Here is a 24,258-nt window from a genome sequence, read left to right as displayed (position 1 = left end):
CTTTCGAGAGGGCTGGGTGTCGTGACATGCTCGCGGCAGACGCACATATGAACATCGTTCACAACCATGAAAACCCGTGAAGAGCCGTCACGGGCCACTGGGCAGAGCCGCCATGGGAAGGACGTACGGAATGAGCACCGCGCACCACGGCATGACGAGACGGAGCCTCCTCGCCGGCGCCACGGCGGTCGCCGCGACCGCCGTCACGGGCACCCCCGCCCACGCGGCGGAGGCGCCGGGCACCCCGGACCCACGGAGGCGCGAAGTCCCCTCCCTCTGGCGGGAGTTCACCCGCACCCCCTTCACCCACCCGCAGATCCCCTACGTCGGCCTGGCCGGAGCGGCACGCATCCGCCGCCTTCCCGTGGTGGCCGACGTCCGCGCGTACGGCGCGGTCGCCGACGGCGTCACCGACTGCGCCCCCGCGATCAACCGTGCCATCGCCGCTGCCGCCAGGGCCGGCGGTGGCACGGTCACCATCCCGCCCGGGACCTTCCGCATCGACGGCCTGATCCATCTCGGCTACGACGACGTGGTGCTGCGCGGCGCCGGCAGCGGTCGTACGACGCTGTACGCGACGAAGAACCTCACCGAACTGATCGGCCCGTACGGTTCCCGCTACGGCGGCACGAAGTCGGCGTGGTCCTGGGCGGGCGGCCTGATCTGGCTCGCGCCCAAGGCCCGCTGGGACTCCCTGACCGCCGCGATCAGGGCCCAGGACTGGCCGTTCGAGGGGTGGACCGGCAACAGGCGGGACGAGTGGGAGCAGTTGACCCCGGTCGCCCCCGCCCGCCGGGGCGACCGGACGGTCACCGTCGCCGACCCGTCGCGGCTGCGCCCCGGCCGCCTGGTCCTGCTGCGCGTCGCCGACGACACCGACCACACCCTCCTGCGGCACATGGCGGGCGACGGCGACGGCCCGGCCGCGTACTACTGGGAGGACAAGACCAAACTGCTCTCCTACGTCCCCTACGAATGGCCCGTCCGCGTCACCGCCGTACGCGGGCACCGGGTGACCCTGGAACGCCCGCTCCCGCTGGACCTCAGGCCGGAGTGGAACCCCCAGCTCACCACCCACGTACGGGAGTTGACCGGCTCCGGCGTCGAGGGGCTCACCCTGGACGTGATGGAGACCCCGCAGTCCCCGCACCTCCTCGACAAGGGCTACAACGGGGTGGTCCTGCAGTGCGCCTACGACTGCTGGGTGGACGACGTCACGGTCCGCAACGTCGACAACGGCTTCGGTCTGGTCGCCGCCTCCGCCTGCACCCTGCGCCGCACCCGCGTCGGCGGCCGGGGCGAGCACCACCCCTACTTCTGCCGAGAGGGCTCGCACGACAACCTGATCGAGGACTTCACCGTCGAACAGCGCACGGTCCCGGCCCCCTCCGACACCCAGCTCCACGGCATCAACGTCGAGGGCCTGTCCTCCTACAACGTGTGGTCGCGCGGCGAGATGCGGATGGGCACCTTCGACTCCCACCGGGGCCTGCCCTTCGCCAACGTCCGCACCGACATCACGGTGGACAACGACGGCCGCCACGGCGGCGACGCCAACGCCGGTCCGCTCTTCGGCGCCCGCTTCACCCACTGGAACGTGCGCGTGACCAACGGCCGTGCGGGCCTGATGCGCCTCGACGGCCTCGCCCCCTGGTCGGCGACGGTCGGCCTCAACACCGTCACCGACTTCGACCAGATCGACGTACCGGACTTCACCGGTGACCTGCACTCCCGCCTGGAGCTGTACGGCACCTGGGACGCGGTACGGCCGCGGAACCTGTACGAGGCTCAGCGCGCGCTGTCCCGGTAGCGCCCCGGGGTCACCCCCACCAGTTTCCTGAAGTGCCGGGTGAGATGAGCCTGGTCGTAGAAGCCGGTGGCGGCGGCCGTGTCGCCGGGCGGGACGCCGTCGAGCAGCAGGCGGCGCGCCCGGCCGACCCGGCGGGACATCAGGTACTGGTGCGGGGCGATGCCGTACGCGCCGCTGAACGCCCGCACCAGGTGGGCCGGGTGGGCGTGCAGCAGCCGTGCGGCCTCCGCCAGGGCGAGTCCCTCGCCGATCCGCTCGTCGAGCAGTTCGCGCAGCGCACCGGCGAGCGCCGGATCGGGGGGCCGGGGCGGCGCCGTGAGCCGGGGGCGGAGCAGGCCGCGCAGCCGGTCGCCGATGAGGGTGAGCCGGCTCTCGGCCTCCAGTTCGTCACCGGGCCGGGCGAGGACGGCGTGCAGCCGGCCGACGCGCCGGCGCAGCAGCGGGTCGCGCAGGTCGGGTCCGTCGACGGCCGCGCCGATCAGCTCGTCCCCGAGGAGGGTGTCGTCCAGGTACACCACGCGCTTGCGGAAGCCGGCCGCGGTGGCGGGGGAGCCGTTGTGCGGCACGTGCGGGGGGAGCAGCGAGACCGTGTCGTGCGGGGTGCCGTGCTCGTGCCGTTCCAGGTCGTACCGTACGGCGCCGTCGTCGACGATGAGCAGCGTCCAGGCGTCGTGGACGTGCATCGGGTACGCGTACTCGGTGAAGTGCGCGTGGAAGACCTCGGTGACGCCCGGGACACGGGGACGCCAGGCGGTGACTTCCTCCGTGAGGTGCTGCCGGGCGGCCATGCAAACAACGTACAAGACGAGGCCGCAGCGCGATCGGCAGTCTCAGGGCATGAGCACTGAACCCATCGCGCCCGCCCCTTCCGACGTCCGCTTCGACACCAAGATCGCCGTGCTGCTGCGGGACGACCTGGAGCCCTGGCAGCGCCTGAATGTCACCGCGTTCCTGGTCAGCGGCCTGGGAGCGGCGGTTCCCGAGGTGGTCGGGGAGCCGTACGAGGACGGTGACGGGGTGGCGTACCTGCCCATGTTCCGGCAGCCGGTGCTGGTCTTCGAGGGCGCCAAGGAGACGGTGCGGGCGGCCCACCAGCGAGCGCTGGGCCGGGCCCTGCCCCGGGCCGTGTTCACCGCCGACCTCTTCACCACCGGCAACGACCGCGACAACCGCGCGGCGGTCCGGGCGGTCCCGACGGCGGAGCTGGACCTGGTGGGGCTCGCGGTGTACGGGCCGCGGAACGGGGTGGACAAGGTGCTGAAGGGGGCGCGGATGCATCCGTGAGGACCGGTCGGATCTTCCGATTGGGCCGACCGGAGGAAATACGGCGCGTGACCGAGTGATCTGATCATCGCACTTGTCCTGTTGTTCTGTGGACGACGTATCTGACATGTCATGCGACTCATCGGATTCAGCAGCATGGCGGCGGTGGCGGCGGTCGTCGCGAGTGTGACGGCCGGACCGGCGTCCGCCGCGGGCCAGGACGACGGGACCCGGGTGCCCTGCAGTTCGACGGCGCTGATCACCGCCATCGTCGCGGCGTCACCGGGGGAGACGCTCTCCCTCTCGTCCGCCTGCACCTACCACCTGACCTCCCCCTTCAGCAGCGGTGACGGTCTGCCGCCGATCGACGAGAAACTCACCATCCTCGGCAACGGCGCGACGATCGTCCGCGACGGGAGCGGGACCGCCGCGTTCCGGATCTTCCATGTCAAGGACGACGGAATTCTCCGCCTGGAGAACCTCGCCGTCCGAGGCGGGAACACCACCGGCGACGGCGGGGGCATCCTGGTCGACCCGGGTGGCAAGCTCACGCTGGTCGGCGTGGACGTGACCGACAACACCGCGCTGGGCGGCGGTGGCGGTGTGGCGGTGTCGGCGGGCGCCACGGCCGTCGTACGGCGCGGCTGGATCGCGTTCAACAACGCGCTCAACGGAGCGGGACTGTACAGCGGGGGAACGCTGACCATGGACGACTCCGAGCTCAGCCGCAACCACGCCCGCAACGTCGGCGGTGCCCTCGCCAGGGTCGCCGGCACCGCCTACGTGCACGCGAGCCTCGTCAGGCGCAACACGTCGGACACCGCCGGTGGCGGTGTCGTCAACGGCGGGCCCGGCAGGCTGGAGTTCGGCGACAGCAAGATCGCCAACAACACGACCTCCGGCACCTCGGGCGGCGGCATCCAGAACCTGTCCGACCTCAGGCTGGAGAAGACCGAGGTCAGCGGCAACGTCGTCGGCGGCAGGGCGGGTGTCGGCGGCGGCATCAGCAACGCCACCACCACCGCCGTACTCGTCCTGAAGGGCAGCGAGATCCTCCGCAACAGCGCGAACGGCGACGGCGGCTCCAAGGCCGGCGGCATCTACAACGACGCGGGAACGGTCACCCTCGACCACACCCACGTCCGCGACAACGCCTCCACGGTGGCGCCCGGCGGCGTCTACACGACCAAGCAGTTCACGGTCGTCTCCTCCAGCATCACCCGCAACATCCCGACCAACTGCACGGGCAGCCCCGTCGTGGTCACCGGCTGCACGAACTGACCGGCCGGGCAGGGCGGAGCCGGGCCGCGTCCCTCCGGCCGGGTCGAGGACGGGCGGGTCGAGGACGGGCGGTGCCGGTCAGGCGCGCGCCTCGGCCCCGACCTCGCTGGTGCCTGCCGCGTGGGTGCCTGGTGCGTGGGTGTCCGCCGCGTGGATGCCTGCTGCGTGGGTGCCTGCCGCGTGGGTGTCCGCGGCGCCGGTGTCCGCCCCGGTACGGGCGTCCCGCGCGACCGGGGTGTGCCGCTCGCCGGGGGTGCGTGCGGCCGGGGTGTGCCGCTCGCCGGGGGTGTGCCCGGCCGGGGTGTGCTCGGCGGGCAGCCGCCGCATGAGGGCGCCGTACCCGAAGGCCGCCGCCGTCCCCACGACCGCGCACACCCCCCACAGCCACCGCGCCCCGAACCGGTCGATGACGACACCCGACAGCAGCGGCGCGACGAGCGCGGCCGCGGACCAGGACATCGTGTACATCCCCTGGTAGCGCCCCCGGCCGTGGACCGGCGACAGCCGCACCACCAGTCCCGTCTGGGTGGGCGCGTTGACGATCTCGGCGAGCGTCCACACGCACACGGTGAGCGCGAAGACGCCGACCGACCCGGCGAACGCGGTCAGTCCGAACCCGTACCCCGCGAGCAGTGACGACACGACCAGCAGCGACCGCGGGTCGCGGTGCTCGATGACCCGGGTGACGGGAATCTGGAGGACGACGATCAGCACCCCGTTGACGGCGATGGCCATGCCGTAGTCGGCCGGCGAGAACCCGGCCGCGCCCATGGCCACCGGCAGTCCGACCGACCCCTGCTGGAAGACCAGGGCGACGAGGAAGGACAGCCCGACGACGGCCATGTACCGCCCGTCCCGCACCACGGTCCCGAGGCCGACCGCGCCGTCCTTGCCGCCGTCACCCTTCGTGACGCGCTCGGGCCGGGACTCGGGCAGCTTGGCGAAGACGACGACGGCGCAGACGGCGGTCATCCCCGCCTCGATCAGGAACCCGGCACGGTAGCTGACCTCGGCGATGAACCCGGCGCCCATGGACGACACGGCGAAACCGAGGTTGATGGCCCAGTAGTTCAACGAGAAGGCCCGGACCCGGTCCTCGGGCCGCACGATGTCGGCCATCATCGCCTGCACGGCCGGCCGGGAGGCGTTGGAGGCCATGCCGACGAGGAAGGCGACGGCGGCGATGGCGACCGGGTCCCGCACGAACCCGAGCAGGGCGACGGCCGCCGCGGTGGAGCCCTGGGCGACCAGCAGGGTCGGCCGCCGCCCCAGCCGGTCGGCCATCACCCCGCCGGCCAGCGCGGAGACGACCCCGCCCAGCCCGTGCAGGGAGGCGACCAGCCCGGCGTACGAGGCGCTGTAGCCCCGGTCCAGGGTCAGGTAGAGGGCCATGAACGTGGCGACGAAGGCGCCCAGCCGGTTCACGAGGGTGCTGGTCCACAGCCACCAGAACTCACGGGGCAGACCGGCGACGGTCTCCCGGACGGCGCGTCGCACGGCGACGGACGGCATGGCTCCCCCAGGGCAGGCGCGAGTACGACAGGGCGTAAGTACTGCAAGAGATGATCAGACCTTACTTTTGGCCCGCTCAGCTGAGCCACTCAATTAACAAAAGCAGTCAACTGTCCGAGGTCTGGGACGGCCTCCGGGCGGCGGCTCTGCGCCCCGAACACGTGGATTACGCTCTGACCCATGGCCGACGCACCGTACAAGCTGATCCTCCTCCGCCACGGCGAGAGCGAGTGGAACGCGAAGAACCTGTTCACCGGCTGGGTGGACGTCAACCTCAACGAGAAGGGCGAGAAGGAGGCAGTCCGCGGCGGTGAACTCCTGAAGGACGCCGACCTCCTCCCCGACGTGGTCCACACCTCGCTCCAGAAGCGGGCCATCCGCACCGCGCAGCTCGCCCTGGAGGCGGCCGACCGCCACTGGATCCCGGTGCACCGCAGCTGGCGCCTGAACGAGCGCCACTACGGCGCCCTCCAGGGCAAGGACAAGGCGCAGACCCTCGCGGAGTTCGGCGAGGAGCAGTTCATGCTGTGGCGCCGCTCGTACGACACCCCGCCGCCGCCGCTGGCCCGCGACGCCGAGTACTCCCAGTTCGACGACGCGCGCTACGCGACGCTGCCGCCGGAGCTGCGCCCGCAGACGGAGTGCCTGAAGGACGTCGTCGTCCGCATGCTCCCGTACTGGTTCGACGGCATCGTCCCCGACCTCCTGACCGGCCGCACGGTCCTGGTCGCCGCCCACGGCAACAGCCTGCGCGCGCTGGTCAAGCACCTCGACGGCATCTCGGACGCCGACATCGCGGGCCTCAACATCCCGACGGGCATCCCCCTCCACTACGACCTCGACACCGACTTCAAGCCCCTCACCCCGGGCGGCCGCTACCTCGACCCGGAGGCGGCGGCAGCGGCGATCGAGGCGGTCAAGAACCAGGGCAAGAAGAAGTAGGTTCTGTGATCATGCCCCCGGCCTGCTGTTTCCTGGCAGGACGGGGGCTTTTCGGCGGGGCTGGGCCGTCGGTTGCCCGGTCGGGCCGTCAGACTTCGCGAGCACGCCGCCACTCGTAGGCGCCGGTTGATGTCTCGACGACCTCGCGGGGGTACGCCTCGCGGGCCCGGGCGAGCAGGTCGCGCTGCTCGATGACCCACTTCGGTGGTGGCGCGAACAACGGGACGGTGACCGTGACTCCTGACGACGGCCCGTCGTGCACGGACACCCAGAGCCCGCCGCTCTCGTCGGGCTTGAACTTCATCGAAGGAGTCCGCCCGGATGTGAGCCACATGGCGAACCGGCCGGACTCCAGGGTCGCCAGGGCGTCCTCCCAGTCCTCCAGGTCCTCCGGGAGAAGAGTCACCGAGAAGTTGCCGTCGACGGATTCCGTCGTGACGACGATCTCGCACTCGAGGAAGTCGTGACCGCTCGGAATTCCCGGTTGATAACGGCCCAGGATGCGCACGGAGACACTGTGTCCGCTGGTGCCGGGCCTGTCGGCCAGGTGGATCAGATTGATGACGTCATCCGTCGAGTCCATGGATTCCCTCCCCGAAGTGACCAGGTCCGGTCATCCTGCCGGACCGTCCACGGATCTCACGGTTCGGGCCGGAGACGCTTCGGACAGACGTCTGATACGGCTCTGCTGGTCCGCTCGCCGACTTCCCTGACAAGCCCTTTGGCAGGGTCCTTGAGACTCCACCGACCTCACCTTGCAGGGCGCCCCGCGCGGAGGTGTTCGAGGTACTCGTCCCCGGCCATGCCTGCGTTCACCCAGCAGTGACGGACCGCCCCGGTTCGACGCTCGGCCTCGGCCATCGCAACCGCCGCGTCGTCGGTGACAGCAAGCGTCCGACCGAACTCGTCATCGGGGTCCAGGGGCGGAAACTCCAGGAGATCGCAGAAGGCCTCGCTGCCCACGTCCTCGACGACGTGCAGTGTCACCTCGTACCCGCGCTCGGTGGACTCGATGCCGACCCAGCGAACGGCCGGGGTCTCTGCTTCCCGCACCGCCCCGAGGAACTGCTCAATCCCTTGACCGCGCCGTAGAGCACCGACAGCGAACCTCTCGACCAGATAGCGCATGGGCGCAGCGTACGGCGCGGGGATTCGTGCCACCCGTGCTCGGGCCGGCCTCAGGACTGGTCCATGGCCGGGCCGTCACGTGCGTTCGGCGCCGGCCGCGGTACGGGAGTCGGCGGATGTCGGCAGGTCGGCTGCCCCTCGTCGCAGTCCGGACCCTCCGCCTCGTTCGGGCCGCACGCCGCGGGCTACATTCACGAGATGAACCTCACGGAGCCGGTCAGCTGCGCGTTCTGTATGGAAACCACCGATGTCGGTCACTCCGGCGACGGCGTCACATTGACGATCACGCGGGCCGGAGAAAAGAGCTCACAGTTCGTCTGGGCCCACGTGAGCTGCCTGGACGAGCGACTTCACAAACAAATCACCCGAGGCCTGTGGCTCGACGTCTAGCAACGAGCCCTGCGGAAAATCCGGAGACCCTTGTGCTGATCGGATCGGTGGAGATCTACGCGAATCATCCGGTGGTCTTCATCGGGTCCACCGATCACCTGGAGCTGGATTGGGACGACGCTCCGGCCTGCGCGGACGGCAGGCACATCGTCGTCCGGACTCGTGGACAGACCGCGCTCACTCGCGTATCGGTCTGGAAGGCGGCCATGCCCGTCATCGGCGACATCGTCTTCGACGGAGTGCTGGAGGTGGAGGACCGGGTGTGCATCGCCGACCTGGAGAACCTCACCCGATGGACCACGCGAACGATAGAACCCGGTCCGCAGCGTGTCGTCGTCTGCGTTGACGACCCTGGCCACGCCTCACGCGTGCATGTCGGCTTCGGCCTGGGCGATCACGTACTCGAGCTGACCGCGGTCGGGCATCACCCGCTGCCGCCCGTCATGACCGGCCCGGACGGCGCGCTGTCCAAACCGAGTGAACTCGGACTGATCCTGGACGGTCACGACTCACCCCTTGCCCGCCTGGCCGCCGCGGTCAAAGTTCTGGCGGCGCCCGACGAGAAGGGCATCGCGCTGCGCGGGTACCACGTTCACCTGGTCACCGAGTGGCTTCGGGGACTGGCCGGCCACATCCATCTCGCGCAGGCGAAAGCGCTCGGGCAGGAGATGACCGACCGCCTGGAGGACGATCCCGCGACCGACACGAACGGCCTTCGTGACGAGGCCGCTTGGGCGCTGGCCACCCGCATCATGGAGCTTCTGGCCGCTCCGGAGAGCCACCCGGGATCCGAACACCAGGTGCGCCGACCGCAGTTGCGCCCTCACGAGTAGAAGCCGGACCAGTATTCCTCGTGGCCGCACGTGAAGTCGTCCGGGCGTTCCGCTCGCAGCACCTTGTAGCGTGCGGTGAAGACGTCCAAGGCCTCGTGGAGTGAGCAGTCGAGGTGACCGCGGATCGCGAGGAGACCGCGGACGATCCGGTTGTCGAGGATGTGGTCGTCGGCGATGTCGACCGCGGCGCCTTTGCTCATGTCTGTGATCGAAGCCGGTCCGAACGCCCTCGGCAACGGGATTTCGCCGAAGCGGCCCGCCGGCGGGGACGGACTCGGCCGGCCGGCCGCTCAGAGGCCGGAGATGAAGCCGGGGTCGATGCCCATCGCGGTGACGCCCTCTCGTACGGCGTGGTGGAAGTTCCCGATCTCCGACACGAGGACGTCCCAGCCGACGGGCGCGCTCCAGAGGTCCGGCGTGAGATTCGAGCCGACCCGCCAGCCCCGGCCGGAGTTCTCGATGCGGATCAGCCCCTTCTCCGCCTGCATCGAGTCGAGTTCGAAGTCCTCGTGGCCGGCGGCCGGACTCCGGAGCCAGAGCGCCAGGCGGTCCGCCAGCTCGGCGACCGGGAAGTCTTCCTGTGCCCACACCTGCCGCCCGTGTTCCCACATGGACAGATCCGCCTCGACGTCGAGGAGCAGCACCGCCGCGGGAGCCTCCTGGGGCGTGAGTCCCCGCCGCGGCAGGTCCGACAGGCCGAAGTTCCGACAGACGAACCGCACGGCCCGGCCTCCCCGAGATCCGAGGCCCGTCACGCGTGCGGGCCGCCCAAATACGGACAACCGTACCAATGGGCGTGCCGTGCCCGCTCAGCCCGACTGCCCGCTCAGCCCAACTGCTCGGTCAGCCCAACCGCTCGCTCAGCCCAACTGCTCGGCCAGGCCGACGATGATGCCCTCGGGGCCGCGGACGTAGCAGAGCAGGTAGCTGTCCTCGTAGCGGGCGATGCCGCCGACGAGTTCGGCGCCGTGCGGGCGCAGGCGGGCGACGGTGTCCTCGAGGTCGTCGACGGCGAACATGACGCGGTGCGTGCCCAGGATGTTGTGGGGCGGGTTGCGCGGTCCGGCGCTGGTCGCCACCGGCGTGCGGTACCTCGCCAGTTCGAGCCTGCTGTGACCGTCCGGGGTCCGGACCATCGCGATGTCGCAGTGGACGCCGTCGAGTCCGGTGCACCGGTCTGCGACGAGGCCCTGCACCTCGGCCCTTCCCTCCAGTTCCATACCGAGTTCCAGGAAGAACGCGATGGCCGCTTCCAGGTCCTCGACGACGATGCCGACGTTGTCCATCCGCTGTACAGCCATGCCGTCCGCTCCTTCGTCCTGTGTCCTCGGGCGGCCGGTGGCGGCCGCCGATGCCTCTGGGACGGAGCCGGTGCCGCGTTCTCGACATCCGCCCCGGGCGACCTCGCGACAGCCTCCGCACACTCGGCCGGACGAGGACGGTCAGTCGAGGCAGAACTCGTTGCCCTCGACGTCCTGCATCACGATGCACGAGTCGTGCTCGTCGAGCAGCAGCCGTTGGCGTACCGCGCCGAGCGGGATCAGGCGCGCGCACTCGGCCTCGAGCGCGGCCAGGCGCTCCTCGCCCACCAGCCCGGTGCCGACCCGTACGTCGAGGTGGACCCGGTTCTTGACGACCTTGCCCTCGGGTACGCGCTGGAAGTACAGCCGGGGGCCGGCGCCCGAGGGGTCGACGCACGCGGACCACGAACCCCGGTCCTCCGGAGGCTGCGACTGCTCGTATTCGTCCCAGGTGGCGAACCCGCGCGGCGTTGACATGACGTATCCCAGCACCTCGCACCAGAAGCGGGCGACGCGCACGGGCTCCGCGCAGTCGAAGGTGACCTGTACCTGCCTGATCGTTGCCATCGGCGCACCCTAACAAGGTCGTTGGCGGCGGGCCGCCGGTTTTCCGGACGAGGCGACGAGGCGGTGGTGCGCGCCGCGGGCTTGCCGGTTCGGCAAATGTGTTCGTGGTCCCGCCGGCGCTGCTCCCATGATCCGTGGTGAGGCGACGAAGCCGCGATCGAGGAGGGCTCATGGAGGGTACGCATCGGGTTGTTTCCGGTGGTGGACGGCGGATCCATCTCGTCGAGCAGGGGGCCGGGCCGCTCGTACTGCTCGTGCACGGCTTTCCCGAGAGCTGGTACTCCTGGCGGCACCAGCTGCCGGTGCTCGCCGCGGCGGGGTACCGCGCGGTCGCCGTCGACGTGCGCGGGTACGGGCGGTCCGGTCATCCGGCCGCGCCGGAGGCCTACCGGATGACCGAACTCGTCGAGGACAACGCCTTCGTGGTGCGGGCGCTCGGCGCGGAGACGGCCGTGGTCGTCGGCCACGACTGGGGTTCCGTCATCGCCGCGAACTCCGCGCTGCTCAGGCCGGACGTCTTCCGGGCCGTGGGGCTGCTGAGCGTGCCGTACGCCCCGCGCGGCGGGCCCCGGCCCAGTGAGGTCTTCGCGGGCATGGGCGGCGAGGAGTTCTACGTCTCCTACTTCCAGGAGGCGGGGCGGGCCGAGGGCGAGATCGAGCCCGACGTACGGGGGTGGCTCGCGGGGTTCTACGCCGCCTTCTCCGGCGACACCATGCCCGGACCCGGCGCTCCCGACCCGCACTTCGTGGGCGCGGGGGGCCTGTTGAGGGAGCGGTTCCCCGCCGGGCGGCTGCCCGGGTGGCTCGGTGAGCGGGATCTCGACGCCTACGCCGGTGAGTTCGAGCGCACCGGCCTCACCGGTGCCCTCAACCGGTACCGGAACATGGACCGGGACTGGGCGGACCTCGCCGCCTACGACGGCGCTGCGATCACGCAGCCGTCCCTGTTCGCGGGCGGCACCCTCGACGCCTCCACGACCTGGCTGGCCGAGGCCGTCGAGGCCTACCCGGTCACGCTGCCGGGCCTGGTCTCCTCGCATCTGCTGGAGGGCTGCGGGCACTGGATCCAGCAGGAACGGCCCGACGACGTCAACCGGCTGCTCGTCGACTGGCTCGCCGCCCTGCCCCTGTCCTGACCCGCGCGAAGGGACCCTGAACACGCGACCCCGATCACGCGTGAAGGGCCCTCGAATCCGTGCGATGGGCCCCGAACACGCGCCAAGGGCCCCCGACCGGAGTCGGGGGCCCTTGGCCGTACGTCGGGTGTGCGATCAGCCGCACTGGCAGGGGCTGCCCGACTGGCAGCCGCAGCCGCAGCCCGAGCCGCACCCGCACGCGCCGATGACGAGGAGGTTCTTGATCTCGACGGGCTGCTCGGTCTCGCGCTGCTGGGTGGGGTCGGGCGTGGTGCTGGGGGATTCGGCCATGGATCCCTCCTAGAGGTCCCTAGAGGCAGGGCGTGGTGCCCTGCCCATTTCATGCCCGTTTCACTGGGCGCATCAACGGCGCACGGTGGCGCCCGTACGCCCGCCCCGCACCTCGCGAGCCCCCGGCCGGCCGGGGCACCCCCACGGGCACCCCGGGGGGTTACGCGCCCTCGAGGCCCGTCACCGGCTGGATGTCGGGCTGGAGCTCGTCCGCGTGCTCACCCGTGACCAGGAAGACGACGCGCTTTGCGACGGCGACCGCGTGGTCGGCGTAGCGCTCGTAGTAGCGGCCGAGCAGCGTCACGTCGACCGCGGTCTCGATGCCGTGCTTCCAGCGGTCGTCCAGCAGGTGCTGGAAGATCGTGCGGTGCAGCAGGTCCATCTCGTCGTCGTCCTGCTCCAGCTGGAGGGCCAGGTCGACGTCCTTGGTGATGATGACCTCGGCGGCCTTGGCCATCAGACGCTGCGCGAGCTGCCCCATCTCCAGGATGGTGGCGTGCAGGTCGTGCGGGATGGCGTTGCCGGGGTAGCGCAGCCGGGCGAGCTTCGCCACGTGCTGGGCGAGGTCGCCGGAGCGCTCCAGGTCGGCGGACATCCGCAGCGAGGTGACGACGATCCGCAGATCGGTCGCCACCGGCTGCTGGCGGGCCAGCAGGGCTATCGCCCGGGCCTCCAGGTCGTGGTGGAGCTCGTCCACCTTCTGGTCGGCCTCGATGACGCTTTCGGCCAGCTTCAGGTCGCCGTCGAGGATCGCCGTCGTGGCGCGCCCGATCGCCGATCCGACCAGACGGGCCATGTCGACCAGGCTGTCGCCGATCGAGTCGAGTTCCTCGTGGTACGCGTCCCGCATCAGGGTTCCCTCTCGTACGTGTGTGTTCTGGGGCTCCGGGGGCCGGGGCCCGTGGCCGAAACCAGCTGCGAACCCCACGCTCCCATGTTCTGGTCCCCGCGCGTCCGTTTCTGCCATCGCAAATGAACCAATACTGGCTCCAAGGTGAACTCTGGGCGACGAGTGTTCGAGCTGACACCTCGCGGACTGTGGGGATGTCGTACCCCCTGCTTAACCTGTTTGCATGGACGTGAACGCGGCGGTCGCCGCAGCGGCAGCGATCGCCGGTGTACTTACCGGTGTCATCGCCATGCTGGCGTTCCGCTGGAGCGAACGCGACCAGAAGCGACCGACCAGGACTTCTCTGCACACCGACCCGGTACTGCCCCCGGGCGTGGACACCGTACTGAGCGTGCTGCGCTCCTCCGCGGTGGTCCTCGACGAGGGCGACATCGTGGTCAAGGCGAGCTCGGCGGCATATGCCCTCGGACTGGTGCGCGGCGGCAAACTCGCCGTCGAGCCCATGCTCCAGATGGCCCGGGACACCCGGCGCGACGGCGAGATACGTCAGGTCGAACTGGACCTGCCCCGGCGCGGCACCGGACGCGGGGAGGCCCTCGCCGTCTCCGCCCGGGTGGCGCCCCTCGGCTCCCGGCTGGTACTGCTCCTCGTCGAGGACCTCACCGAGGCCCGTAGGATCGAGGCGGTACGACGCGATTTCGTGGCGAATGTCAGCCACGAGCTGAAGACCCCGGTCGGCGCGCTCTCCCTGCTCTCCGAGGCCGTCATGGACGCCTCGGACGATCCGGAGGCCGTGCAGCGCTTCGCCGGTCGCATGCAGATCGAGGCCACGCGCCTGACCAACCTGGTCCAGGAGCTCATCGACCTGTCGAGGGTGCAGAACGACGATCCGCTGGAGGACGCCGAGCCCGTCCGGGTGGACGAACTCGTCGCCGAGGCGATCGACCGGTGCCGCCACCAGGCCGGCACCAAGCAGATCACCATGGCCGCCGGCGGCACCGCCGACCTGCACGTCTGGGGCAACCGCGGCCAGCTGGCCGCGGCCCTCGGCAACCTGGTCGAGAACGCCGTGAACTACTCCCCGGCCCGCACCCGGGTCGGGATAGCCGCCAGGCGCCTCAACGCACCCGGCGGCGACATGATCGAGCTTGCCGTGACCGACCAGGGCATCGGCATCACCGACAAGGACAAGGAGCGCATCTTCGAGCGCTTCTACCGCGTCGACCCGGCCCGGTCACGGGCCACCGGCGGTACCGGTCTCGGTCTCGCCATCGTCAAGCACGTGGTCGCCTCGCACGGCGGGGAGGTCACGGTGTGGAGCGCCGAAGGTCAGGGCTCCACGTTCACCGTCAGGTTGCCGGAGGCGGGCGCGGCTCGCGACCGCGCCTCGCAGCACCCCGATCCCGACCTCGATGACGAGGCCGGTACCACCGAGTCGTCCCCGTTTGAACCGCTTCCCGCCCCGGAGGTCCTTCCGTGACCCGAGTGCTCGTCGTCGAGGACGAGGAGTCCTTCTCCGACGCCCTGTCGTACATGCTCCGCAAGGAGGGCTTCGAGGTCGCAGTGGCGGCCACGGGCCCTGACGGCCTCGACGAGTTCGAGCGCAACGGCGCCGACCTCGTCCTGCTCGACCTGATGCTGCCCGGCCTGCCGGGCACCGAGGTCTGCCGCCAGCTGCGCGGCCGGTCCAACGTCCCCGTCATCATGGTGACGGCCAAGGACAGTGAGATCGACAAGGTCGTCGGGCTCGAAATAGGAGCCGACGACTACGTCACCAAGCCCTTCTCCTCCCGCGAGCTGGTCGCCCGTATCCGGGCCGTCCTGCGCCGTCGCGGCGAGCCGGAGGAGGTCACCCCGGCCGCCCTGGAGGCCGGTCCGGTCCGCATGGACGTCGACCGCCACGTGGTGACGGTCTCCGGCTCCAAGGTCGACCTGCCCCTCAAGGAGTTCGACCTGCTGGAGATGCTGCTGCGCAACGCGGGCCGAGTCCTGACCCGCATGCAGCTCATCGACCGGGTCTGGGGTGCCGACTACGTCGGTGACACCAAGACCCTCGACGTCCACGTCAAGCGCCTGCGCGCCAAGATCGAGCCGGACCCGGGTGCCCCGCGCTACCTGGTGACGGTGCGTGGTCTCGGCTACAAGTTCGAGCCGTAAACCGAAGGCCGGTCCCAGGACCGACGCGGGAAGGGCGGCCCCTCCAGGGGCCGCCCTTCCCGCGTCGGTCGTACGGCCGCTCAGCCCGCGTTCGTCGACTCCGACGCCGAGTCGCTCGGGGTGGCGCTCTCGGACGCCTTGTTCTTGCCCTTGGCACTCTCGCTCGCCGTGGACCCCGCCTGCGGGGAACCGGAGGACGAGGCGGAGGCCGACGAGGACGCGGAGGACGTGGCCGACGGGACCGCGCTCGGGCCCCAGCCGGTGAAGAAGCTCTCGGCCGGCACGACGAACGCGCGCAGGCTCACGTCGCCGGTCCTGCTGAAGGTGAACGTGACCTTCTGCGCGTTGCCGTCCTTGACCGCCTCACGGCTGCTGCCCAGCACCGCGGAGGCGTTGTTCTTGCCGCCCAGGATCAGCCGGCCGCCGGGCTCGATGGTCAGCGGCTGGGTTTTGGTGGCGTGCAGCTCGGCGGTCTTGTTGGTGCCGGCGACGACGATCGACTGGAGCGTCTCGGGCTCGCTGCCGGTGTTGAAGATGGCCGCGGAGACCACGGCCGGCCCCGTCGACGTGAGGTCGGGCTGGGTGATCACGGTGGCGTTCTGGATCTTGATGTCACCGACGCTCGTCGCGGCGTTGTCCGGCTTGATCTCCAGCGTCTGGGAGTCGTTGCCGGCACCGCACGCGGAGAGCGCGGCGATGGAGACGGCGATGGCGGAGGCGGCGAGGGCGCCGCGTCGAAGGCTGCTGCTCACGGCGGCGGCAACTCCTTGAACGCAACGGGCGGCCCCCTAATAAAGCCGCCCTAAGTGTCTGTCAGCGGCCTTAGGTTACCGAGCCGTTCCCGCGTGGCCGCACCCGACCCTCCCCAAGCCCTCGCTTCACTTCAGTGACTGCACCCCCAGAGCGTCACAAGTGACTCCTGGGTCACTTACGGGGGCGCTCGTCGGGCATTCACATAACTCGTTCGCGACACCGCGCGCAAAATTTCCGTGAAGGAATGCGCGACGGCCGGGAAAATTGATCACGTGCCGTTCGGCCGGGCGCCGTGATCAATTCCGGAAACGTCTCCGATCCGGCATCGGGCATCCGAACGGAGTAGCGGAAGTCGCACGCCTGGAAGCGGACATTTGGGGACGTTCAGCCACTTGGACGGCGGTCCGGAGGCGTGTAACGTGCGCGTTTCTCCTTGCCCGAAGAGCCGCTCCGACCTGCGAATACCTGGTTCCGGACGGCCTGCGCAGCACGTCCCTGTCGCTGTTGTCAAGCCCCGAGATATGCCCTGACCTGCGAAAACGCCATTCAGAACCGCCGGTTTCCGTGTTACCCTGGATAGCCACGGAAGGGGTACCTGTCACATGACGTTCAAGGTTGGCGACACCGTGGTCTATCCCCATCACGGGGCCGCGCTGATCGAGGCTATCGAAACTCGCCAGATCAAAGGCGTGGACAAGACCTACTTGGTGCTGAAGGTCGCCCAGGGTGACCTGACGGTACGTGTGCCAGCGGACAATGCGGAGTTCGTCGGCGTGCGTGATGTGGTCGGTCAGGACGGGCTGGACCGGGTCTTCGAGGTGCTGCGCGCGCCGTACGCCGAGGAGCCCACGAACTGGTCCCGTCGTTACAAGGCAAACCTGGAGAAGCTCGCCTCCGGCGACGTCATCAAGGTCGCGGAAGTCGTGCGTGACCTGTGGCGTCGTGAGCGCGAGCGCGGACTCTCCGCCGGTGAGAAGCGCATGCTCGCCAAGGCCCGCCAGATCCTGGTGAGCGAGCTCGCGCTCGCGGAGAACACGAACGAGGACAAGGCCGAGGCCCTGCTCGACGAGGTCCTCGCGTCCTGACGCGATCCAGCTCGGCACACCGAGACTCCGCACACTGATAATGCCGCGGTGCCCGATGACACACCTGTCGCCGGGCGCTGCGGCATGTCCGTGTCCGGAAAGCCGGTGCTCTCGGAACCCGCCTCGGCGGAAACCGCCGGTACCACCGGCGGAAACCCCGATACTAGGCGTGCCGGGCCCGGGCTGCTGGCTCGACCAGTGTCACGGAAGGGTCCGGTCAAGGCGTCGCGCCCGGCACTTCCCAGGCCATACCCACGCCAGGCCCGCACACAAACCTGACAGGAACCGATGTCTGACGATTCGCGTCCTTCGCGTACGGAACGGCGTACGGAACTGCGTACCGCCGCCGTGATTCCCGCCGCCGGCCGGGGCGTACGGCTCGGTCCGGGCGCCCCCAAGGCCCTCCGCGCGCTGAACGGCACGCCCATGCTCGTCCACGCGATCCGCGCGCTGGCCGCCTCGCGCGCGGTCTCGCTGGTCGTCGTGGTGGCCCCGTCCGACGGCGCGCCCGAGGTCAAGTCCCTCCTCGACGCGCACGCGCTGCCCGACCGCACCGATTTCCTCGTCGTGCCGGGCGGCGAGTCCCGCCAGGAGTCGGTCAGGCTCGGCCTGGACGCGCTGCCCCCCGACTACGACATCGTCCTGGTGCACGACGCGGCCCGCCCGCTGGTCCCCGTCGACACGGTCGACGCGGTGATCCAGGCGGTCCGGGACGGCGCGCCCGCGGTCGTCCCCGCGCTCCCGCTGGCCGACACGGTCAAGGAGGTCGAGCCGGCCGCCGCCCCCGGCGAGCCCGAGCCCGTGCTCGCCACCCCCGAGCGCGCCCGCCTGCGAGCCGTCCAGACCCCCCAGGGCTTCGACCGCGCGACGCTGGTCCGCGCCCACGAGACGGTCACCGACAACGTCACCGACGACGCCAGCATGGTCGAGCAGCTCGGCGAACGGGTCGTGGTCGTCCCCGGCCACGAGGAGGCCTTCAAGGTCACCCGCCCCCTCGACCTGGTCCTCGCGGAGGCGGTCCTGGCCCGCAGGAGGCTGAACGATGGCTTCTGAGACTCCCGGGGCTCCCGGTGCTCCCGCCGTGGTCCTGCCGCGTGTCGGCATCGGCACCGACATCCACGCCTTCGAAGAGGGCCGCGAGCTGTGGTGCGCCGGCCTGAAGTGGGAGGGCGAGGGACCGGGGCTGGCCGGTCACTCCGACGCGGACGTCGTCGCGCACGCCGCCTGCAACGCGCTGTTCTCCGCCGCCGGTCTGGGCGACCTCGGCCGGCACTTCGGCACCGGGCGGCCGCAGTGGTCGGGCGCGTCCGGCGTGACCCTCCTGACGGAGGCGGCCCGGATCGTGCGCGACGCCGGATTCCTGATCGGGAACGTCGCCGTACAGGTCGTGGGACCGCGTCCGAAGATCGGCAGGCGCAGGGACGAGGCCGAGAAGATCCTTTCGGAGGCGGCCGGCGCGCCGGTCTCCGTCTCCGGGGCCACCACCGACGGCCTCGGATTCCCCGGCCGGGGCGAGGGCCTGATGGCGGTGGCCACGGCGCTGGTCGTCCGACAGGGCTGACCGGTCTCACTCCGGGGGCGTGGGGGATCGCGTGGCCGGCCGGCACGCACCCGCGCCCCGCCGCGGCGCCTCACATACCGGTGCCATCCACTCCCCCCGGCCCACTACCCTAGGTGCCGTGACTATTCGCCTGTACGACACCAACGCCCGGCAGATCCGTGACTTCACCCCGCTCGTGCCGGGTTGCGTCTCGATCTACCTCTGTGGTGCCACCGTGCAGGCGGCGCCCCACATCGGCCACATCCGCTCCGGCCTGAACTTCGACATCATGCGCCGCTGGTTCGAATACCGCGGCTATGACGTGACGTTCATCCGGAACGTCACGGACATCGACGACAAGATCATCGCCAAGTCCGCCGACCAGGGCCGTCCCTGGTGGGCGATCGGCTACGAGAACGAGCGCGCGTTCGACGATGGCTACACCGCGCTCGGCTGCCTCCCGCCGACGTACGAGCCCCGCGCGACCGGGCACGTGCCGGAGATGATCGAGATGATGCGCGGGCTGATCGAGCGCGGACACGCCTACGAGGCCGACGGCAACGTCTACTTCGACGTCCGCTCCTACCCGGACTACCTGGAGCTCTCCAACCAGGAGCTGGACAACCTCCGCCAGCCGGCGGGCGAGGGCGAGACCGGCAAGCGGGACCAGCGCGACTTCGCGCTGTGGAAGTCCGTGAAGCCGGGCGAGCCCAGCTGGGAGACGCCGTGGGGCCGCGGCCGCCCCGGCTGGCACCTGGAGTGCTCGGCGATGGCGCACAAGTACCTCGGCGAGTCCTTCGACATCCACGGCGGCGGTCTCGACCTGATCTTCCCGCACCACGAGAACGAGATCGCCCAGGCCAAGGCCTACGGCGACGACTTCGCCCAGTACTGGGTGCACAACGCCTGGGTCACCCTGAGCGGCGAGAAGATGTCGAAGTCCCTCGGGAACTCGGTCCTCGTCTCGGAGATGGTCAGGCACTGGCGTCCGATCGTGCTGCGCTACTACCTCGGCACCCCGCACTACCGCTCGATGATCGAGTACAGCGAGGAGGCGCTGCGCGAGGCCGACCAGGCGTTCGCGCGGATCGAGGGCTTCGCGCAGCGCGTGGTGGAGCTGGCCGGGGGAGCGGTCGAGCCCTCGGCCGAGGTGCCGCCGGCCTTCGCCGAGGCGATGGACGACGACCTGGGCGTCCCGCAGGCGCTGGCCGTCGTGCACACCACCGTCCGGCAGGGCAACAGCGCGCTGGCGGCCGACGACAAGGAAGCCGCGGTGGCCCGTCTCGCCGAGGTCCGCGCCATGCTCGGCGTCCTCGGCCTCGACCCGCTCGCGCCGCACTGGTCGGGCGGGGCGGAGAAGGGCGAGGACCTGCACGGCGTGGTCGACACCCTCGTACGGCTCGTGCTCGACCAGCGCGAGTCGGCCCGGAGCCGCAAGGACTGGGCGACCGCCGACGCCATCCGCGACCGGCTGAACCAGTCCGGCCTCGCGATCGAGGACGGCGCGCAGGGTCCCCGCTGGACCCTCAAGTCCTGACAAGTCGTGACCACCGGTCCGTCGGACCACCGGTCAATCAAGATCGACTGTGCCGCCCGGCCCCCCGGGCGGCACACTGCATAAGACGTATGTACGACGAAGCTTACGGAGACGGGTAACCCATGGCAGCCAACAACCGCCGCATGTCCGGCAAGAAGGGCGCGCAGATCGGCAGTGGCGGCCAGCGGCGCCGGGGCCTGGAGGGCAAGGGTCCGACCCCGCCCGCCGAGATGCGCAAGGGCCACAAGAAGAACCGCATCGCCACCGCCAAGACCAAGCAGGCCCAGCGCCGTCCGGTGCCGCGCGGCCGGGGCGGAAAGGGCAGCTCCGAGCTGGTCGTCGGCCGTAACCCGGTCGTCGAGGCGCTGCGCGAGGGCGTGCCCGCGTCGACCCTCTACGTCCAGCAGTTCATCGACAACGACGAGCGCGTCCGCGAGGCCCTCCAGCTCGCCGCCGAGCGCGGCGGCATCAACCTCATGGAGGCGCCCCGCCCCGAGCTGGACCGGATGACGAACGGCCTGAACCACCAGGGTCTGGTCCTCCAGGTCCCGCCGTACGAGTACGCGCACCCCGAGGACCTGGCGGCGGCCGCGTACGACGACGGCGAGGACCCGCTGATCGTCGCCCTCGACGGGGTCACCGACCCGCGCAACCTCGGCGCGGTGGTTCGCTCCGTCTCCGCCTTCGGCGGCCACGGGGTGGTCGTGCCCGAACGGCGCGCGGCCGGTATGACCGCGGGCGCGTGGAAGACGTCGGCCGGTACGGCCGCCCGTACGCCGGTGGCCCGCGCCACCAACCTCACCCGCGCGCTGGAGGCCTACAAGAAGGCCGGCATCGTGGTCGTCGGTCTGGCCGCCGACGGCGAGCACGCGGTCGGCGACCTGGAGGCGCTCTCCGGCCCGGTCGTCATCGTCGTGGGCAGCGAGGGCAAGGGCCTGTCCCGCCTGGTCGGCGAGACCTGCGACTTCCGGGTCCGCATCCCGATGCCGGGCGGCGCGGAGTCGCTGAACGCCGGCGTGGCGGCGGGGGTCGTCCTGTACGAGGCGTCGCGGCGACGGAGCTGACGGCGGCACACGCCGGTGCGCGGGTGGGGTTGGACATACGTCCGCAACCTCACCCGCGCGGGGTGATTCCGACGTCCTTCGCATCCTTGACGGGGTCCGGACACTTCGGGGCGGTCAAAGCAGTGTCCTAACTCCACGTCACTCGGTTAGATGAGTGTGGACACCAGAACACCCCGCACACCCACGGGGGGCCGCACGCCGGGATTCCGTTCCGGATTCGCTTCCGGGCCCGACGACGCTCCCGCGCTGAGCATGGTGAAGGTGCCGAGCGATCCGGCGCAGGTCATCGTCAACCACGCGAGTTTCCGCGTGCAGTTGGGCGTATCGAAGCGGCGTACCCCATCTCCCCTGGTCGCACGGCACCAGAGCGCCACCGATGACACCGCGCGCATCCCGGTCGCCGGCACGGCGGGCAGAGCGGGGGCGGCGCCCGGCCGTCGCCGCCCGGTCGTGTGGAGCGGCAGGTCCGCGCCCGACGACACCGGCGCCCACCGGCTACTCCAGGCCGTCCGCGGCGGCAGCGTCCGCCACGTCGAGGAGCCCGTCGAACCGGCGGGCGCGACCCAGGTCATCCCGCGCGTCGACGACGGCTACCGCGACCTGGACCAGACCGTCGAGACCCCGGTGGTCGGCCATCCGCGCTCCCCGGCCTCCGGGGAGAGCCGGCTGCTGCCGCCGATGCGGGCCGCGGGCAGCACCTACGACGAACCGGCCTACGGCGGACCGTCGTACGGCGACCGGGGCTACGGCGACCAGGGCTACGGCGACCAGGGCTACGACGGGCAGGGCCACGGCGAGCAGGCCTACGGCGACGACGAGTTCGAGGACTTCGAGGAGTCGCGCTCGGCCAGGCGGCACAGCGACGACCCGGCCCGGCACGCCTACTACCCCGGCCGCCGGATGAACCTGGGCGTGGTCCTGCTCCCGCTGCGGATCTTCCTAGGCTTCATCTCCATCTACGCCGGCATGGGCAAGCTGTGCGACCCCGTCTACTTCGACGGCGGCAAGCGCGGCTCCATGGTCACCTGGCTCAACACGCTGCATCCCTGGGACGTGGCCGAGCCGCTGCGCCAGTTCGCCCTGCAGCACCCGGTCGGCTCCGGCCTGGTCATCGCCTTCTTCCAGGTGATCGTCGGGGTCCTGACCGTCCTCGGCTGCTGGCAGCGGGTGGCCGCGGTCGTCGGCGCGCTGCTCTCCGCCGCGCTCATCGTCACCGTCAGCTGGAAGACCGTCCCGGCCTACGACGCTCCCGACATCATCTACCTCGCCGCATGGTCCCCGCTGATCATCGCCGGCGCCCCCGTCTACTCCGTCGACGGCCGGCTCGCGGGCAGCGCCTGGCGACGCCTGGGCCCGCACTCCGACATCTGGGACCTGCGCGCCTACGTGCTCCGCCGGGGTGCCCTGATCACGGCCATCACCATCGGCGTCACCCTGCTCGTCGGCTCGCTGCTGGGCGGCGCGGTCCGTGACTCCAGCCGCGTGGTCGTCCCCGGCCCCGGCGAGGCCCCCCGCAACAACCTTCCCGGCTCCCCGCTGCCGGGCGAGTCGGCCAAGGGCAGGCAGGCCAGCCCGTCGGCGTCGAAGGCGCCCTCCGGTGGTGCCTCCGCCAGCCCGTCACAGGCGGCGACCAGCCCGGGCGCGACCCGCAGCACGGGCGCCACCACCACGACCCCCAGCCAGACCCAGGGCACGACGGGCCAGGTCCCGCCCCGGCACACGGTTCCGGCCCCGACCACCGCCGGCCCGAGCTCGGGCGGAAGCACCGCCGGCGGGACCTCCGCCACCGGCGGCACGGGCAGCGGTACGGGCAGCACCGGCGGCGGCTCGTCCTCCTCGGGCCAGCCCGGCCTGGTGGGCGGCCTGCTGGGCTAGTACGGCGAGCGAACGAGGAAGGGCCCCGCACCGGCAAGGGTGCGGGGCCCTTCAGGCGTCCTCGGGGGGCGCGGGGGACCGTGCGACAGGCCCGAACGGGGTCCGCGGGGGACCGTGCGACAGGCCCGAACGGGTCCCGGGGCCGGCGGACCCGATGCCGGCCCCACGCGGCCTACCGTCCCAGCGCGGCCAGCTCCTTCGCCGCCTCCGTCAGGTCCTTGGCCGTGTCGATCGCCCGCCAGTAGGCCCCCTGCGGGATCGGGAACCCGGCCAGCTGCCGGCTCCGGGCGAGATGCGGGAACGTCGTCCGCTCGTGGTCCCCCCGCTCGGGAAGCATCGCGGCGAACTCGGGCGAGAAGACGTACACGCCCGCGTTGATCTCGAACGTCGACGGCGGCGCCTCGATGAAGTCGGTGATGTGCCCGAAGCCGTCCGTCTGCACCGCGCCCCAGGGGATCCGCGGCCGGGCGAGCGCGAGCGTCGCCACCGCGTCCCGCTCGGTGTGGAAGTCGGCCATGTCGCGCAGCGAGAACCGCGTCCAGATGTCGCCGTTCGTGGCGTACCAGGGCCGGTCGGTGTGCGGGAGGTGCGCGGCCGCGTACCTGAGGCCGCCACCCCGGCCCAGTGGCTCGCTCTCCACCACGGTGGTGACGGAGAGCGGCAGGTCGGCGGAGTCCAGCCACTTCTGCAGGACGTCCGCGAGATGGCCGCAGGAGACCACCACGTCCGTGACGCCCTCCTCGGCGAGCCAGGTCAGCTGGTGGCCGATGATGGGTGTGCCCGTACCGGGGATCTCGACCATCGGCTTGGGCCGGTCGTCGGTGTACGGACGAAGCCGTGAGCCCTGGCCACCGGCCAGGACCACGGCTTGAGTGGGGCGCAGCGCGACGTTCGGATGGGTCATGACCCGAACTGTACGGCGCGCCCCCGGACCGGCTTCCCG

At 70.9% G+C, this 24,258-nt stretch carries 27 protein-coding genes; 15 read left to right on the top strand and 12 right to left on the bottom strand.

Annotated features, from left to right (window positions below; all coding sequences use genetic code 11):
• Nucleotides 1-130: 130 nt before the first annotated feature.
• Nucleotides 131-1,810, top strand: coding sequence for a glycosyl hydrolase family 28-related protein (locus ACFY3I_RS32565; protein WP_390864641.1), 1,680 nt, complete (start codon nt 131-133; stop codon nt 1,808-1,810).
• Here ACFY3I_RS32565 and ACFY3I_RS32560 read toward each other — a convergent pair.
• Nucleotides 1,789-2,598 (bottom strand): AraC family transcriptional regulator, encoded by an 810-nt coding sequence (locus ACFY3I_RS32560; protein WP_365289760.1) that lies wholly within the window; start codon nt 2,596-2,598, stop codon nt 1,789-1,791. The two genes, ACFY3I_RS32565 and ACFY3I_RS32560, sit on opposite strands and share 22 nt — an antisense overlap.
• Between ACFY3I_RS32560 and ACFY3I_RS32555 the strand changes: the two genes are divergently transcribed.
• A complete protein-coding gene (locus ACFY3I_RS32555; protein WP_390864640.1) occupies nt 2,597-3,094 on the top strand; it encodes a DUF2000 family protein in 498 nt (165 codons plus the stop codon). The two genes, ACFY3I_RS32560 and ACFY3I_RS32555, sit on opposite strands and share 2 nt — an antisense overlap.
• Before the next feature lie 111 nt (nt 3,095-3,205).
• Complete coding sequence (locus ACFY3I_RS32550; RefSeq protein ID WP_390864639.1) at nt 3,206-4,354, top strand: hypothetical protein; 1,149 nt, start codon at nt 3,206-3,208, stop codon at nt 4,352-4,354.
• Between the two features lie 78 nt (nt 4,355-4,432).
• Here the strand turns inward: ACFY3I_RS32550 and ACFY3I_RS32545 are convergent, their stop codons facing one another.
• Nucleotides 4,433-5,866: an MDR family MFS transporter gene (locus tag ACFY3I_RS32545; protein ID WP_390864638.1), complete on the bottom strand. Its 1,434-nt coding sequence runs from the start codon at nt 5,864-5,866 to the stop codon at nt 4,433-4,435.
• A gap of 180 nt (nt 5,867-6,046) precedes the next feature.
• Here ACFY3I_RS32545 and ACFY3I_RS32540 point away from each other — a divergent pair, with 180 nt between their 5' ends.
• Nucleotides 6,047-6,808 (top strand): phosphoglyceromutase, encoded by a 762-nt coding sequence (locus tag ACFY3I_RS32540; protein WP_365289752.1) that lies wholly within the window; start codon nt 6,047-6,049, stop codon nt 6,806-6,808.
• A gap of 88 nt (nt 6,809-6,896) precedes the next feature.
• Here ACFY3I_RS32540 and ACFY3I_RS32535 read toward each other — a convergent pair whose 3' ends face one another.
• Complete coding sequence (locus tag ACFY3I_RS32535) at nt 6,897-7,391, bottom strand: DUF5959 family protein (RefSeq protein ID WP_390864637.1); 495 nt, start codon at nt 7,389-7,391, stop codon at nt 6,897-6,899.
• A gap of 167 nt (nt 7,392-7,558) precedes the next feature.
• Complete coding sequence (locus tag ACFY3I_RS32530; RefSeq protein ID WP_390864636.1) at nt 7,559-7,936, bottom strand: hypothetical protein; 378 nt, start codon at nt 7,934-7,936, stop codon at nt 7,559-7,561.
• Nucleotides 7,937-8,134: 198 nt separating this feature from the next.
• On the opposite strand from ACFY3I_RS32530, the gene ACFY3I_RS32525 reads away from it, so the two are divergent.
• Both ACFY3I_RS32525 and ACFY3I_RS32520 read left to right on the top strand, forming a co-directional pair.
• On the top strand, nt 8,135-8,326 hold the full coding sequence (locus ACFY3I_RS32525; RefSeq protein WP_390864635.1) for a hypothetical protein: 192 nt from the start codon (nt 8,135-8,137) through the stop codon (nt 8,324-8,326).
• Between the two features lie 32 nt (nt 8,327-8,358).
• On the top strand, nt 8,359-9,159 hold the full coding sequence (locus ACFY3I_RS32520) for a hypothetical protein (RefSeq protein WP_390864634.1): 801 nt from the start codon (nt 8,359-8,361) through the stop codon (nt 9,157-9,159).
• Here the strand turns inward: ACFY3I_RS32520 and ACFY3I_RS32515 are convergent.
• The 4 genes from ACFY3I_RS32515 to ACFY3I_RS32500 all read right to left on the bottom strand — a co-directional run bounded on the left by ACFY3I_RS32515 (nt 9,150) and on the right by ACFY3I_RS32500 (nt 11,027).
• Complete coding sequence (locus ACFY3I_RS32515) at nt 9,150-9,359, bottom strand: hypothetical protein (RefSeq protein ID WP_390864633.1); 210 nt, start codon at nt 9,357-9,359, stop codon at nt 9,150-9,152. The genes ACFY3I_RS32520 and ACFY3I_RS32515 overlap by 10 nt on opposite strands.
• A gap of 90 nt (nt 9,360-9,449) precedes the next feature.
• On the bottom strand, nt 9,450-9,881 hold the full coding sequence (locus ACFY3I_RS32510; protein ID WP_390864632.1) for a hypothetical protein: 432 nt from the start codon (nt 9,879-9,881) through the stop codon (nt 9,450-9,452).
• Between the two features lie 138 nt (nt 9,882-10,019).
• On the bottom strand, nt 10,020-10,460 hold the full coding sequence (locus tag ACFY3I_RS32505) for a VOC family protein (RefSeq protein ID WP_365289728.1): 441 nt from the start codon (nt 10,458-10,460) through the stop codon (nt 10,020-10,022).
• A 141-nt stretch (nt 10,461-10,601) separates the two neighbouring features.
• A complete protein-coding gene (locus tag ACFY3I_RS32500; protein ID WP_365289726.1) occupies nt 10,602-11,027 on the bottom strand; it encodes a VOC family protein in 426 nt (141 codons plus the stop codon).
• 170 nt (nt 11,028-11,197) lie between these two features.
• Here ACFY3I_RS32500 and ACFY3I_RS32495 point away from each other — a divergent pair, with 170 nt between their 5' ends.
• Nucleotides 11,198-12,163, top strand: a complete 966-nt coding sequence (locus ACFY3I_RS32495) for an alpha/beta fold hydrolase (RefSeq protein WP_390864631.1) — start codon at nt 11,198-11,200, stop codon at nt 12,161-12,163.
• 135 nt (nt 12,164-12,298) lie between these two features.
• Here ACFY3I_RS32495 and ACFY3I_RS32490 read toward each other — a convergent pair whose 3' ends face one another.
• Entirely contained in the window at nt 12,299-12,454 is a 156-nt protein-coding gene (locus tag ACFY3I_RS32490) for a hypothetical protein (protein WP_351746889.1), read from the bottom strand.
• Between the two features lie 160 nt (nt 12,455-12,614).
• Nucleotides 12,615-13,304, bottom strand: a complete 690-nt coding sequence (gene phoU, locus ACFY3I_RS32485; protein ID WP_390864630.1) for a phosphate signaling complex protein PhoU — start codon at nt 13,302-13,304, stop codon at nt 12,615-12,617.
• Nucleotides 13,305-13,527: 223 nt separating this feature from the next.
• Here phoU and ACFY3I_RS32480 point away from each other — a divergent pair, with 223 nt between their 5' ends.
• Complete coding sequence (locus tag ACFY3I_RS32480) at nt 13,528-14,784, top strand: ATP-binding protein (protein ID WP_351936487.1); 1,257 nt, start codon at nt 13,528-13,530, stop codon at nt 14,782-14,784.
• A complete protein-coding gene (locus tag ACFY3I_RS32475; protein ID WP_010358452.1) occupies nt 14,781-15,461 on the top strand; it encodes a response regulator transcription factor in 681 nt (226 codons plus the stop codon). Before ACFY3I_RS32480 ends, ACFY3I_RS32475 begins: the two co-directional genes overlap by 4 nt.
• Before the next feature lie 80 nt (nt 15,462-15,541).
• Here the strand turns inward: ACFY3I_RS32475 and ACFY3I_RS32470 are convergent, their stop codons facing one another.
• Nucleotides 15,542-16,213 (bottom strand): DUF461 domain-containing protein, encoded by a 672-nt coding sequence (locus tag ACFY3I_RS32470; protein WP_390864629.1) that lies wholly within the window; start codon nt 16,211-16,213, stop codon nt 15,542-15,544.
• Between the two features lie 603 nt (nt 16,214-16,816).
• On the opposite strand from ACFY3I_RS32470, the gene ACFY3I_RS32465 reads away from it, so the two are divergent.
• The 6 genes from ACFY3I_RS32465 to ACFY3I_RS32440 all read left to right on the top strand — a co-directional run bounded on the left by ACFY3I_RS32465 (nt 16,817) and on the right by ACFY3I_RS32440 (nt 23,315).
• Nucleotides 16,817-17,299, top strand: a complete 483-nt coding sequence (locus tag ACFY3I_RS32465) for a CarD family transcriptional regulator (RefSeq protein WP_003953493.1) — start codon at nt 16,817-16,819, stop codon at nt 17,297-17,299.
• 288 nt (nt 17,300-17,587) lie between these two features.
• Entirely contained in the window at nt 17,588-18,352 is a 765-nt protein-coding gene (ispD, locus tag ACFY3I_RS32460; RefSeq protein ID WP_365289719.1) for a 2-C-methyl-D-erythritol 4-phosphate cytidylyltransferase, read from the top strand.
• Complete coding sequence (gene ispF, locus ACFY3I_RS32455; RefSeq protein ID WP_390864628.1) at nt 18,342-18,860, top strand: 2-C-methyl-D-erythritol 2,4-cyclodiphosphate synthase; 519 nt, start codon at nt 18,342-18,344, stop codon at nt 18,858-18,860. The genes ispD and ispF overlap by 11 nt, the downstream gene beginning before the upstream one ends.
• 118 nt (nt 18,861-18,978) lie before the next feature.
• Nucleotides 18,979-20,376 carry a cysteine--tRNA ligase gene (cysS, locus tag ACFY3I_RS32450; protein WP_390864627.1) on the top strand — a complete coding sequence of 466 codons (1,398 nt, stop codon included), beginning with the start codon at nt 18,979-18,981 and terminating at the stop codon, nt 20,374-20,376.
• A 122-nt stretch (nt 20,377-20,498) separates the two neighbouring features.
• On the top strand, nt 20,499-21,440 hold the full coding sequence (rlmB, locus tag ACFY3I_RS32445; protein WP_365289713.1) for a 23S rRNA (guanosine(2251)-2'-O)-methyltransferase RlmB: 942 nt from the start codon (nt 20,499-20,501) through the stop codon (nt 21,438-21,440).
• Between the two features lie 150 nt (nt 21,441-21,590).
• Nucleotides 21,591-23,315 (top strand): DoxX family membrane protein, encoded by a 1,725-nt coding sequence (locus tag ACFY3I_RS32440; RefSeq protein WP_390864625.1) that lies wholly within the window; start codon nt 21,591-21,593, stop codon nt 23,313-23,315.
• Nucleotides 23,316-23,487: 172 nt separating this feature from the next.
• On the opposite strand, the gene ACFY3I_RS32435 is transcribed toward ACFY3I_RS32440, so the two are convergent.
• Nucleotides 23,488-24,219, bottom strand: coding sequence for a nucleotidyltransferase family protein (locus tag ACFY3I_RS32435; RefSeq protein WP_365289709.1), 732 nt, complete (start codon nt 24,217-24,219; stop codon nt 23,488-23,490).
• Between the last annotated feature and the right edge of the window lie 39 nt (nt 24,220-24,258).

Origin of the sequence: Streptomyces sp. NPDC001068 (assembly GCF_042897315.1) — a bacterium.
Taxonomy (GTDB): domain Bacteria; phylum Actinomycetota; class Actinomycetes; order Streptomycetales; family Streptomycetaceae; genus Streptomyces.
The sequence above is the reverse complement of the archived record's forward strand: the minus strand, read 5'-3'. Positions and strand labels throughout refer to the sequence as shown.

Coding starts and splice junctions, on each gene's coding strand:
- ACFY3I_RS32560 (WP_365289760.1), bottom strand. CDS start 2,598: ATGGCCGCCCGGCAGCACCTCACGGAGGAAGTCACCGCCTGGCGTCCC.
- rlmB (WP_365289713.1), top strand. CDS start 20,499: ATGGCAGCCAACAACCGCCGCATGTCCGGCAAGAAGGGCGCGCAGATC.
- ACFY3I_RS32440 (WP_390864625.1), top strand. CDS start 21,591: ATGAGTGTGGACACCAGAACACCCCGCACACCCACGGGGGGCCGCACG.
- ACFY3I_RS32495 (WP_390864631.1), top strand. CDS start 11,198: ATGGAGGGTACGCATCGGGTTGTTTCCGGTGGTGGACGGCGGATCCAT.
- ACFY3I_RS32515 (WP_390864633.1), bottom strand. CDS start 9,359: ATGAGCAAAGGCGCCGCGGTCGACATCGCCGACGACCACATCCTCGAC.
- ACFY3I_RS32535 (WP_390864637.1), bottom strand. CDS start 7,391: ATGGACTCGACGGATGACGTCATCAATCTGATCCACCTGGCCGACAGG.
- phoU (WP_390864630.1), bottom strand. CDS start 13,304: ATGCGGGACGCGTACCACGAGGAACTCGACTCGATCGGCGACAGCCTG.
- ACFY3I_RS32500 (WP_365289726.1), bottom strand. CDS start 11,027: ATGGCAACGATCAGGCAGGTACAGGTCACCTTCGACTGCGCGGAGCCC.
- ACFY3I_RS32465 (WP_003953493.1), top strand. CDS start 16,817: ATGACGTTCAAGGTTGGCGACACCGTGGTCTATCCCCATCACGGGGCC.
- ACFY3I_RS32565 (WP_390864641.1), top strand. CDS start 131: ATGAGCACCGCGCACCACGGCATGACGAGACGGAGCCTCCTCGCCGGC.
- ACFY3I_RS32550 (WP_390864639.1), top strand. CDS start 3,206: ATGCGACTCATCGGATTCAGCAGCATGGCGGCGGTGGCGGCGGTCGTC.
- ACFY3I_RS32540 (WP_365289752.1), top strand. CDS start 6,047: ATGGCCGACGCACCGTACAAGCTGATCCTCCTCCGCCACGGCGAGAGC.
- ispF (WP_390864628.1), top strand. CDS start 18,342: ATGGCTTCTGAGACTCCCGGGGCTCCCGGTGCTCCCGCCGTGGTCCTG.
- ispD (WP_365289719.1), top strand. CDS start 17,588: ATGTCTGACGATTCGCGTCCTTCGCGTACGGAACGGCGTACGGAACTG.
- ACFY3I_RS32490 (WP_351746889.1), bottom strand. CDS start 12,454: ATGGCCGAATCCCCCAGCACCACGCCCGACCCCACCCAGCAGCGCGAG.
- ACFY3I_RS32555 (WP_390864640.1), top strand. CDS start 2,597: ATGCAAACAACGTACAAGACGAGGCCGCAGCGCGATCGGCAGTCTCAG.
- ACFY3I_RS32435 (WP_365289709.1), bottom strand. CDS start 24,219: ATGACCCATCCGAACGTCGCGCTGCGCCCCACTCAAGCCGTGGTCCTG.
- ACFY3I_RS32545 (WP_390864638.1), bottom strand. CDS start 5,866: ATGCCGTCCGTCGCCGTGCGACGCGCCGTCCGGGAGACCGTCGCCGGT.
- ACFY3I_RS32530 (WP_390864636.1), bottom strand. CDS start 7,936: ATGCGCTATCTGGTCGAGAGGTTCGCTGTCGGTGCTCTACGGCGCGGT.
- ACFY3I_RS32525 (WP_390864635.1), top strand. CDS start 8,135: ATGAACCTCACGGAGCCGGTCAGCTGCGCGTTCTGTATGGAAACCACC.
- ACFY3I_RS32505 (WP_365289728.1), bottom strand. CDS start 10,460: ATGGCTGTACAGCGGATGGACAACGTCGGCATCGTCGTCGAGGACCTG.
- ACFY3I_RS32480 (WP_351936487.1), top strand. CDS start 13,528: ATGGACGTGAACGCGGCGGTCGCCGCAGCGGCAGCGATCGCCGGTGTA.